Raw genomic sequence first — 12,544 nt, 5'->3', positions numbered from 1 at the left:
CCGGCGATGTCTATGCCTTTTTTCAAATCCACGATTCATCTTTGAGCCGGTGCGATGGCATCAATCTGCTCCGTCAGCCAGCCAATGAGTTCTTTGTGCCGATTCCGGGGAAGCCGGACGAAAGCCACTGGTTGGGGCTGGTGAATCCGAGCCAGGCTGAAAACACAATCGCTTTATCATGGGAAGGAGCGGGAAAGGAGCCCTCTCCGTCGTATAACCTTGTCTTGCCCGCGCATGGATGCGCCCTCCTGAGACTGGCTGACATTTTCCCCGGAAACGCAGGCGGCTATCTTCGCCTGTCAGGCAGTTTTCCGTTCACCGGATCTCTGGCCGTTGACGGCGCGGATCAGTTGGTGGTTGCGGGGTTGATGGATCCGCTGAAAGCTGCGCAGCGATTGATGGTACCCCACTATGCGTGTGGGGATGGCTACGGGACCGCCCTGTACCTGATCAATCCCGGCAGCCGGCCTGTCAGTATGGCGATAACCGCTCAGCCGGATGGTCGAAGTGCGGATGAACGGCTTCATGCGACCGTGATCTTGGATCCGTTTACGTGCCGGCAGTTCGACGTCGGACCGGAATGGAGATTACCCCCGGATCAACTGGCCTCGGGTTACCTGGTCCTTGGCAGCGATGCTCTGGAGGGGAACATTTATGCCGCCGCGGTGATCCGGCACAGTGGCGGGTCGGCTTCCGTGATGCCGGCATTGACTGGACCGTCCCAGTCGGCGTTTTTCAGCCATGTGGCGGCGGGCCTGGGTTGGGTGACCGGCGTGACTCTGGTGAATGCTTTTGCCGATCCGACGCATGTCCTGATGGCGCTGTATTCTGAGGACGGACGGCAAGTGGCCGCGACAGAGGTCGATCTGGCACCGTTCAGCCGAGCGGCCCACCTGGTTACCGAATTTTTTGATGTCGTGCAACATCTGGGCGGATTCATCCGGGTTGAGTCCGATGGACCGCTATTCACTTTCATGATGTTCGGCCGCGAACGTGGCGATCTCTACAGCGCCGTGCCGCCGCTGCCGGAAGGACAGGACTGGCCGGCCGATGGCAAAGACTGCTCCCTGGGACCGTTCATCGACGCGGTGGATCCACGTGCCGGTCCGCCGGGTACCCGGATGACTGTCTATGGCCGGGGGTTCGATCCCGGACACCCCGAACGGCACTGGATCGGACTTGGCGAAACGGCTCTGGAACTTGTGTCGGTCTCGGCGGGGCTCGTCGTGGCTTGCGTGCCGGAGAGTGCTCGTACCGGACGGGTGATTGTCCGGATGGGTGAATGTGAAGCGGTGGGCTCTGTGTTCAGCGTGACGGAGGCGATCCGTGTGACCATCCAGTCGCCTGCCGACGGCGCGACCCTGTTCGAATCACCGGTGACAGTTGCCGGGGTGATCGCAGGATCGGTGGTCACGGTGACCGTGAACGGAATTGATGCGGTGCTCGACGGTGCGGCATTCCAGGCCGTGGTCCCACTGGCGCCTGGGGCCAACACCCTGGTCGCCCGGGCGGTTACGGCCGATGGTGGAAGCGCCGAAGATTCGGTGATCGTGCACTTTCACCCGCCGCTGGAAGTGCGGATCGATTCGCCCGAGGATGGCGCCGAGCTGTTTGAATCATCCATAGATGTGACGGGAACCGTTTCCACGTGGGCGGATTGGGTCACGGTCAATGGCATCACCACCGTGATGGACAACGGCATGTTCCGATGTCCTGCAGTGGCACTTGTGGATGGAGTGAATTCCATAACCGCTGTTGCCGGCTGTCCCTGGGCGACGATTTCGGACACCGTCACGGTGCAGGTGGATGTGTCATTGGGGGTGACGATCACCGCACCGCCGCCGAATGAGTGGATCACCGAACTACCTGTGGTGGTGACGGGGACGTGCACACCGTCGGTGGAACTGGTCACCGTCAATGGTCGCCCGGCGGCAATCACGGACAACCGGTTCACCGCAGCCGTCGCACTGCCGGAAGGCTATGAGCGGACCATCACTGCAGTCGGGGAGCGCGGCGCCGCCGCCATCCAGACTGCGGTGAGCGTTCCGGTGGACCTGACCGAGCCGCGGCTGTCTCTGCAACTGCCGTCGACAGCGGTTCGGGGCGGGGTATTCACCGCCTGGATCACGGTAACCGATGCGGTGGACGTGGCCGAGGTGGCGCTGGAGGTGGACGGGCTGCCGATACCGCCGGAGCTGCCCGAACAGCCTTCAATGATCGAGCCAGGTTTCTTTGTCCGTTGGGCGGTCCCGGTGGGGGTTCCAGAGGACGCACCGGCGGAGTTGACGTTCCGGTTGCGGGCGATCGATCCGGCCGGCCATACGGCGGCAGTTACTGGATCGGTCCCGGTAGTGGACCCGATGGCCACCGGCGCCTGGCTCCTGGGCGAGGTCTACAGCGGCGACACCGGATTGCCGCTGGATGCTGTCCGGGTCAGCCGGCTGGACAAGTCGTCCACCGCCGTGACCGATGCCCGGGGAGGCTGGGCGTTGCCAGTCGAGCCGGGCTCGGTGACCGTGCGACTGGACACTGATGGCGCCCTGCCGGTATTCCGCGCCGCCGATTCGGCTGATGGCATCGGCACGGTGGTTCTCGACGCTCGGTTAGCCCTGCGTGCCGTCGCAGTTGCGGTGAACGCATCCGGCGGCGAGGTGCCCGCAGACGCCGGGAGTGCCCGTTTGGTCGTGCCCGCCGGCACCTTGGCCGGTCCCACCGATGTGTCCGTCACCGCTGTCGGTGACCAGTGCCTGGCCCAGTTGCTGAGCCCCGGCTGGGCGCCTTGGGGCGCCCTGGATGTGCACCCATGGGACCTGATCTTCCAACCGACCGCCCGGCTTGAGACAAGGTGGAAGCTGCCTGAGGCCGGACGGGATTGGATGCTGCTGCGGTGCGATCCGTCCAACGGCCTCTGGCAGCGACTGGAACCGCTGAATCTGGTCACGGGTCCCGACGGCATGGCCGTTGACATCGACCGGGGCGGCCAGTACCTTTTGGCGGTGGCCGATCCGCCGCCCACTGCGCCGGCCGCCAGGCCGGCTGTTGGCGATTGGTTGGATCCACTGGCTGAAGAACTGGGCGAGCGACTGGCCGAGGGCAGTGGCGATGTCCATCCCGAGGCGGTCCCCGCCGGGACCGGCCTGGTGGCCATGGCCGAGCTGCGGGTACAGGGCGACGTGCCCTTGCCGTCGGGGACGGCGGTGGTCGCCGCATTCAGTCAGGAGTACGCACAGACCTCTGGTGCCACCGTGCAGGGCCAACGCTACGTCCAGGACGTGGTCCTATACCGGCCGGCCGACGGCGCAACCGGCGGGGAACTCCGGGCGGCATTCCCAATCTGTCCAATCGAGGAGTTCCCGCCGGCCCTGCTGGTCGAGGGCCGGATCGATGTCGATGTCATGAATCGGCGTGAGTCGACCGCTGGAGTAGTCCTGGACGGTCCGGCCAGCGAACTCATCGACGAGCGTGGCAACCGGATCATCTTCACCACGGAACTCCCGGACGGCACCTGGATCGATTTCCATCCACTCGACCCGTTGGATGTGCCGCCACCCGGCGACGAAGCGCTGGAACCGCTGACCGCCTTTCACCTGGCCGCCAGCACGCCACTCCCACCGGAGGCGCGGGTGGAGCTGGATGCTCCCGCCGCTGCGGGAGATCTCCTGTCCCTGTACCGGCTGATCCGCCGCGGCCCGGCGATCCACTACACCTATGCTTGTCCGGCCGAGCGGGAGGGCGGCCGGGTGGTCACCCTGCCGGTGCTCCCCGGGGGCACTCCTGCGCCCGGACTGGTCGCCGGGGGGGACTATGTCCTCTGCCGGCTTGACCGACCGCCGGTGTTCGCCGTCGGATTCATCACCCGCGCGGACGGTCTGCCGCCGCCGGGAACGCCGGATCCAACATTGGTCGTCTCAGCCGCGACGCCGGTGGTGGCCGCACCGGATGCCGCCGGCAGCTATTTCCTGCAGACCTTCGCCGATCCGGGCGAGATGGTGGACGTGACGGCTGTTGACGATGTCGTCGGAGCTCAGGCTGAGACCGTGTTGACCGGGCCGGCACCCTGGGGCGCCGTTCGGTTGGACCTGGTGCTGGAGCCCTGCCGGCCGGCGGTCGCGGCCACCAGCCCATTCGACGGCCAGATCGACGTACCGGCCGACGTCGAGATCCGGATCACCTTCGACGACGTCCTCGATGCGGTGAGCGTATCCGCTGCCGACGTCGTGATCGACGGAGTGCCCCTGACCGGCGTGGTCAGCCTGCGCGACGATGGCCGGACCGTCGTGGCCACCCCGGTTGTACCCTTCGCATCCGGCGCAGCTCACACTGTCATCATCGGACCGGAAGTGGCCAACCGCTGGGGCCGGACCATGGCTGCGGCCCACGCGTTCGCCTTCACCGCCGCCGCCGGCGGCAGTGGCGGCGCCGTGCCCGGCGTGACCATCACCGCTGATCCGGCTGCCGGCACGCTGACCGTATCCGCGCCGGGCTGCCCCATCCCACCAGGTGGCCGGCTCACGGTGATCAACCAGACCACCGGCGAGGTGCGCGTGTTCACCGGCTGCGCAGGCGGCGTTCTGTCCGTGACCATCACCGGCTCACCCTACGATGATGTGCGGGTGGTGATCGAGACTGCCGATGGCGCCCAGACTGTCATCCGCAATCCGGTCATCACCGATACCGCCGGTTTCTACTACGTCGGCCCCGATGGCGGCACCGTGGCCGGCCCGGGAGGCCTGATCCTCGAGATCCCCACTGCCGCCCTTCCGTACCGCGTGCGGCTCAAGACCCGGTTGGAGTCGCCGACCCAACCTCACTGGCCGATTCAGGGGGATCTGAGCTATATCGGGGCGGTGGTTTTAGAGAGCGATTTCTCAGGCAAAACCGCGCGGGAAATCAACGTCTCATTCCCGGCCTCCGGACTAGCCGACGGCGGCCGCTGTCTCTTGACTCGGGGGACGACGGCCGCGGGTGTGGCTATGCACCAGGTATTGGGTACGGCCACGGTCCGCGGCGGCCGACTGGTGCATGATTGTCCGCCGTTCTCGGGTTTGTGCGTTCTGCAGGGAGTGATTGAGTATTATCGCTACGACCCCGTCCAGATGGCTGTCGTTGTCGGGCACGTGCTTGCGGAAATCCCGAACACTCTTGGTGAGCTCGAGGAGAAGCCCGTCGTGGGCGCCACGGTGGTATTCGGGCCCTCCTGCGATCAGTATGGATACACGGCCAGCACCCAAGAGGATGGATCGTTCGCCCTGATCGGCTTGCTCGCTGAGCCCTTTCCCCGTGTGATCGCGGTCGATCCGGAGACCGGCTGGTCCGGTCAGGCGCCGGCTACCCGGATCTTGCCCGGAGCATTCGATTGGCTTGGAGCATATCTCCCGGCCAACGGGTATTCGTGCCGAGTCTATCTCAGCAGTGAAGCCGGCGTTGAACAGGTGCCGCCGGTGGTGGAGTCGTTGGCCCTCAAGGCGGCGAACAAGCTTGCGGACGGAAAGTTCGTGCCGGATGCCGAATGGTCCGACACGGTCAACCGACTGCATCTGATCCAGCAGGGTTTGTATCTGCGGGTCACCCTGACGGTCAACGAACCATTGGCCGAGATCAGCGTTCAGATCGATGACCGGCAGATTCAGGTCGATGGCAATCCGGCCGGCGGTTTTACGTCCGATTTCCAATTGATGAGCATCCTGGGTGCGCATCGGATCCGGATCGTGGTCAAGGACCTGAGCGGGAACTCCACCGCCCGGGATGAGCATGTCCTGGTGGTGGCGTCCGAAGCGACCGGCAATACCCAACCGATCCCGGGCGCGGATCCTCAACTCATCCGGGTGGTGCCCTCGCCGGAGTATCGGTTCACGTCCTGCCATGCCATGTTCGAATTGCTGTTTTCCGAGCCGGTGACCCTGGAGGCATGTGCGCCGCCGTCCTGGCAGCGGATCCGGATCGAGGAACAGGGCGATGCACAGGCTTCCGTTCCGCTCGATCGAATCTGGCTGGATAGTTACCCTGTGGGCGCCCAGACATATCATGCCGGTGTCCGTCTGATTCCCAGAGAACCGCTGAAGCCGGATACCGCATACAGCCTGATTATCGAGTGCGGCTCCTTTCTCGTGGACACGGAGGGCCGTCAGGCCCGGCTGATCGACACGTACACCGCCGACGGCGTCTGTCGCATCCCCTTCCGCACGTTTAAACCGCAAGTGGTGGATGAGGGGCAGGCCGGGCCGCCGTATTCCACGTTGATTCAGAAGCTGGGGCCGCTGGTCTTCGTTGTGGCCGATACGGGCAGCGAGAATCCCTGGCAGCGTTCCGAACTGCAGATTTACGACTATTCCATCGCGACTCGGGGCGCCTTGCGGGTGCGCCAGCCGGTTCCGCTCCACGTTCTGGATCTCCAGGTCCAACCGCTGGACGACAAGGGGGATCAGCTCGGCGTCTGCCTCATCACCACGCCGGGCGGACTGGCGTTCAGCTCCGGCCTCCTGTTCTATGCGGCGGCAACCCAGGATTTGCTGCGAGGCCATCCCGACGCCCTGAAGCTTATGGGCGCCGCCACGCTGACCCGGCCGCAGACGGCGTTGTCTCCGGCACGGATGCGCTGGCTGGGCGATGACGTCTATATCGCGGTCGTCAATGCCGGGGTGTTCAAATTTTCGCTGAACCGGCTGATCGATGCCACCAGGGATGCGGCCGGGCGTGGCCTGCCGCCGTTGGCCGAGTGCCTGTTGCCCGAGCGCGGTCTCAACGAGTCGGTGTCGGAAAACTTGCCGACACCGGGATTGTGCATGGATCTGGATGTCTTCGACTGGCCGCCGGGCGACGGGAACACCAGCGGCCGTTTCCAGCGGATCGTCGCGGTGGCCGACAGTCACAGCGAGGACACCCGGCGCTCCATGTTGACCTTTCTGGAAGACGACGGCCGGCGGGATCTGGAGACGGTGCCGGGGTGCCTGGCGTGGGTGAAGCTGCTGGCCGAGGTGCCCGGTGTCCCCGTGGCGCGGCATGTGCGGGTCTTCGCGCCGTCCGCGTACGTGGACACCCATGGTGACGCGCAGCGCACTCCGCTGGTGGTGTCACTGAACCTGTCCAGCCAGGGTCAGCTGACGCTGAACGTGTTCGGGCTGACCATCAAGATGCAGGCCCTGGTCCTCACCCATCTTCGGACGGAACCGGTCCCCGAAGGCGGACTGGTAGATCTGGCGGTGGGGCGGGCGGGCGTGTATCTGCTTGCCGCCGGTGGCATGTACCGGATGCAGCTGTCGGATTTTCGGGACGGACAACCGGTTCTCTCCCGTCGCATCGCGGTGGACGGGTTGATTCCGGGTCGAGCGGTTGTCGATGGCGGACTGATCTACACGGCGCCCGGATGCGGCCAGCAGGGGGGCGTGGCGCTGGTGGCGATGGATCTGGTTCCCGAGTTGATTGGCATGGAGTGGTTTGCGGATGCTCAAGCCCCGGTGTACACGTTGAAGGTGCCGGTGATCAAACGGGCGGATGTCAACGACAGTCAGATCATTCTACATCAGGTGCCTGCAGACATTCGGTTCTATTACAAGGTGAATCCGCCCCAGTTTACAGGGCAAACGGAAAGCGTCGTGATGTCAGCGCTGGAGGCCGCTTTTGAGTTCCACCAGGTCGACTCCGCCGTTCCGGATCTGCGCTGCGTGCTGATCCCGGCCGGAACCGCCTACCAGCCGCGCAGTATCGACCGGCACTGCGGCTTGCCGCCCGAGAAGTTGCCAGCCGATTTCAGCGGTTGGGTTCGACTGGATGGCGTCGGCATCATGGGCCAGGGCTCCGATCAGGTACTGGAATCCCCGCCGGTCAAGGTCGGTTTCGAGGAGTTGTTGAGACTGAAGACCCATTTCCTGGCCTACTCCATCGAAGCCATGCCCCGGGAGTTGTTCGAGGAAACCGGCGGCATCGAGCTGCGGGAACAGGTTCCGCCGATATTTTTCATTCCGAATTTTCCCATCCGGGTGCAGACGGCCCGTCTGTACCGCACGGTGGACGCCGCCGAGATCGAGATCTATCAGCGGCACATCGGAACGGTCTACAACGTGGACACACTGACCAAATTGCAGTCGGTGAGCCTCTTCCCGCCGGGGCAGATGCCTGATGCCAGCGTGTTCGCCGATCCGGGGGACTACCGCTTCGAGCTCGAAGTCGAGGCCCTGAACCTCATGGCCGGCGGTCAGCCCGTCACGGACACCTTCAGCGGTCTCCTGCGGGTGGGCTATCACTCGGCCCGGTCCCTGAGCGTGGGCAAGACCTTTGTCCAGGGTGTCGATCTGTCGGAAGGTTTCCTGCTGCACGACCGGCAGGATTTATTTCTGGAAGACAAGGGCCTGGATCTGTCGCTCCGGCGCACCTGGGCCAGCGGCGCCTTCAATCCGAAGGGGACCGCCGGCCCGGGTTGGGAGATGTCCAGCCGGATCGCCCTGGTCCGGGAGGACTCCGAGAACTACATCATCTACGGGGGAGATGCTTCCGGGATCCGCTTCCGGCGGATCAACGGCCGGCTGGTGCCCCAGCGGGGCTTCCATTGCCAGTTGACGCCCAATCCGGACGGCAGTTTTGATTTTTACACCAAGACCAGGGTCCGGTACCATTTCCGGGACCCCTTCTCGCCGCTGGAGAGCGGCTATCTAGCGGGCACCACCAACATCCGCTTCATCGAGGATCTGGACGGGAACCGGCTCACCTGGATCTACGACGCTGTGGAGCCCGGCCTGGTGCGGCGGATCGAGCACAGCTCCGGCAACCGGATCGAGTTCGCCTACGACGCGGAAGACGTGTTCTTGGGCCATCGCCTGCCGGAAGCCCGCCTGGTGAACCGGGACGGACAGATCGGGGTGACGGCGACCTATGCCTACGATGATCCCTGCCAGCGCCTGGCCGAAGTTCGGCTGACAGGTGTGGGGGGGGAGGTCGAACCGATCGTGACCGAGTACCGGTACGGCGCCGACGCGGACGCCCGGCAGCGGTGCAAACTGTTGGAGATCCTCGGCCCCAATCCGGACAACCGGACGCAGATCGAATACCTGCCGGACGGGCTCTTCCACTCCGACGGCCAGAGGGTGGCCCGCCTCCGCCTTGGTGTGGACGGGGCGGTGGCGTACGACTACGTCTACGAACTGTGGGGTGACGACAGCCTGCGGCGCAGCCGGCGGACCACCGTGCAGGATCCGGAAGGTCACCCGACCGAATACGCGTTCAACGACTTCGGGGCGCCGGAGTCGATCCGCTGGACGGTGACGATGGACCCGTCCGAGCCGGAGGCGACCGAGCCGGTCGTCAGCGTCACCCGCATGACCTGGCGGACAAGCGCGCGCGAACTGCTGAAGGAGTCCGAGGAGCTGCCCGACGGACGGACGGTGCGCCACGAGTACGATGCCGGCGGCAACGAGATCCGGGTCACCGAGCATCCGGCCGTCGCCGGCGCCGAGCCGATCGTACGGGAATTCCTCTACGACGAGACGTTCAACCGCAAGATCCTGGAGATCACCCCCGCCGGCGCCATCCACCGGTGGCTCCTGGACGAGCGCGGCCGGGTGACGGCCGTGCGCGAGGACGTCCCGGCCGAAGCGGCCCAGGGGCTGGGGAAGGGGCTCCCCGTGGGGCTCCGGTCGTTCAGCCGGCTGGCCCACAAGTTCCGGAGCGGCGACGACTGCCTGGACCTGCAGACCCGGTTCCACTGGGACGCCACCGGCAACCTGGTGGAAACGGTGGATCCCCGCGGCGGCGCCACCCGCTTCGAAAACCACGACCGGCACGGGCGCCCCGCCCGGACGGTGGATCCGGCGGGCCGGGTGACCCGGCGCGAGTGGAACGACTGGGGCGAGTGCGCGTACGAGTGCGGCCCCCAAGGCCGGGAAGAGCACCGGCGCTTCGACGCGTATCACCGGCCGGTGGCCGTGCGCGTGACCGACGGCCTGGGCGGGGCGTCGACGCCCGACTATCTGGAAACGACCAGCTATTATCCCGGCGGCCAGGTCCGGACGCGGGTGGTGGAGGAGATCGGCAATCCGCTGGCTCGGCTGGATGAGCAGGTGGAGTTGGACAGCCTGGATCGCGTCCGGAGCCGCCAGGTGACCTTCCCCCACCCGGTTGACGGCAGCCTGATCGTCCTGCGGGAGACCAGCGACTATGACCGCAACGGCAACCTGGTCGCCCGGGCCGAGACCGTCACGCCCGATGACGGCCGGCCGCTGCACCACGCCTTCTTCTACGACGAGCGGGGACTGGAGCGGGAGCACCAGGTCAACGGGCGGATCGTCCGCCGGCAGGGCTGGGACATCGCCGGCCGGAAGGCCTGGGAACGCGACGCCGCCGGCCGGCTGCGGCGCTTCCTCTACGACGGCCACGGCCGGCTGGCCTGGGAGATCGCCGGGCCGGTGGGACCGGACGACGGGGCGCCGGCCGAACCGGTGGCGCGGCCGCCGGAGGCGGCCGGGCGCTGGGCCCGCTTCTGGCAGTACGACGCCGAGGGGCGGGTGGTGGCCGAGTCGGACTTCGCGGGGGGAGTGATGGCCTACGCCTACGATGCGCTGGGCCGGCGGATCGCCGTCACCAACGCCCTGGGGCAGGTGGTGGAATCCGACTACGATCCGGCGGGGAATCTGGTGGAGGAGCGGGACCTGACCCGCGGCCGCTGGACGCGTTTCCGCTATGACGCGGCCGGGCGGCCCCTCCGGAAAACGCTCGGCACCGCCGGCAACGCCCTGGGTGACGCCGACGGGCGGGACACCTACGACTGGACTTACTCTTACGCCGACGGTGCCGGTCAGTGGAGCGAGGAGACCAACGTCCAGACCGGCGTGCGCACCCGCACGCTCCACGACGGCCACGGCCGCCTCCATCGCCGCGAAATCGATCCCGACGGCTTGCTCTTGGTGACCGAAGTCCGCTACGACGCCTTCGGCCACCGGCGGGAGGAGACCGACCCGCTGGGGCGGCAAACCCGGTTCTGGCATGCGCCCACGGGCTGGCTGGTCCGGACGGAGGATCCGGAAGGGTTCCGGATCGATCAGGAGTTCTTTCGGGAGGGCGTCGTGCGCCGGCGCGCGGTCCAGGTGGACCGGGCCGGGAGTCGAGTTCTGCTCACGGAGTTCCAGTATGATCCGGTGGGCCGACCCGTGACCGAGCGGTTGCACCGGGAGGCTGATGGCCAATCCGTCTGGACCGAGGAGCACCGGTACGAGTACAGTCCATTCGTCGCCGGCGGAGACGGCGCCTCCTGGTGGACCGACACCGACGCCATGGGACGGATCACCCGCCATGAGCTGGATGCCACCGGCCGGGAATTCCTGACGGTGTTCCCGGAAAATGGCGACCTGCCGCGCGAGGAACGCTTCGGCTTCGACGGCGGCGGGCGGAAGGTGCTGGAGATGAACCGCCGCGGCGTAGTCAGCCGCTATGGCTATGACGCGCTGGGCCGGATGACCGAGTTCCGCGAGGCCGTGGAGCAGCGACCGGTGGGCGGCAAGGCCGGGGCGGCGCAGCCGGCGGGCAGTGAGCGGCCGGTCCGGATCGATTACCTGGACCACTTGCTCCAGCGCCTCGAGTGGGATGCCATGGATCGGCTCACCCGGATCGTGCTGGATCCGCTGGGCCGCGAGATCGCGGCCAGCCGCGGTGCGGTGGACGCGGCCCTCTACGACGCGGCGACCGGCTACGGCGGCATCGCCGATGAGATGACGCTGTGGCGACGCTGGTACGATTCCGACAATCGGCTGGTGGTGGAGAGCGACGCCACCGACGCCGCCATCCGGCATGCGTACGACGCGGCCGGACGCAAGGTCGAGACGACCACTGGGTTGCGGCTGGCCGATGCCGAATCCGGCGCGACGTCCGAAACCGAGGCCACGGCGCGGTGGCGGTACGACTTCGACGCGGCCGGCAACCGGATCCGGGAATACAGCCCGCGGCTGGACGCCAAGTACGGGGACGGCGTGCGCCCGGCTTGGACCTACGATTACAACGGCCGCAACGAACAGGTCAGCGCCACCGACGCCGATGTCTTGCAGACCACAACCGAGTATGACGGCCTGGGCCGGCGGAGCGCGGTTGTTTCGCCCATGGGGCACCGGACGCTGTACGGCTGGGACGAGCTGTCCCGGCCCACCGGAGTGGTGCAGGGGGCCGAGGCCGGCGCCGCGGTGACGGCGGCGACCCGCTACATCTACGACTTGGCCGGACCGGTGCGGTTCCAGATCGACGCGGCCGGCCGCGTGGTGGAACGGGTTTACGACCCGTGGGACCGGATGACCGCATATCGCCAGTGGGATCGGGTCGCGGGCGAGATCCCGGGCCTTGAGGCGGGCCGGCCGGCGGTGCCGTTTGTCGGGGCGGCCTGGGCGTCCGCCTATGACGCAGTGGGTAACCTGGCGGCGGCGGCCGATCCGGCCGGGCGGGAGCGTACCCTGGCCTACGATTGGCGCAACCGGATAAGCGAGGAGTCATGGAACTGGCCCGGCGCGGACGTGGCGGGCCTGCCCGACGTGCCCCTTGCGGCGCGGTACGCTTACGACGACAACGACAACCT

At 66.6% G+C, this 12,544-nt stretch carries 2 protein-coding genes; one reads left to right on the top strand and one right to left on the bottom strand.

Annotated elements, in window-relative coordinates; translation table 11 throughout:
- Positions 1 to 299 precede the first annotated feature (299 nt).
- Complete coding sequence (locus GX414_15160) at positions 300 to 527, bottom strand: hypothetical protein (GenBank protein ID NLI48440.1); 228 nt, start codon at positions 525 to 527, stop codon at positions 300 to 302.
- 180 nt (positions 528 to 707) lie between these two features.
- Here GX414_15160 and GX414_15155 point away from each other — a divergent pair.
- The coding region (locus GX414_15155) for a hypothetical protein (GenBank protein NLI48439.1) at positions 708 to 12,544 on the top strand (11,837 nt) is incomplete at its 3' end.

The organism is Acidobacteriota bacterium (assembly GCA_012517875.1).
Lineage (GTDB): Bacteria > Acidobacteriota > JAAYUB01 > JAAYUB01 > JAAYUB01 > JAAYUB01.
The sequence above is the reverse complement of the archived record's forward strand: the minus strand, read 5'-3'. Positions and strand labels throughout refer to the sequence as shown.

Coding starts and splice junctions, on each gene's coding strand:
- GX414_15160 (NLI48440.1), bottom strand. CDS start 527: ATGAAGCCGTTCATCCGCACTTCGACCATCCGGCTGAGCGGTTATCGC.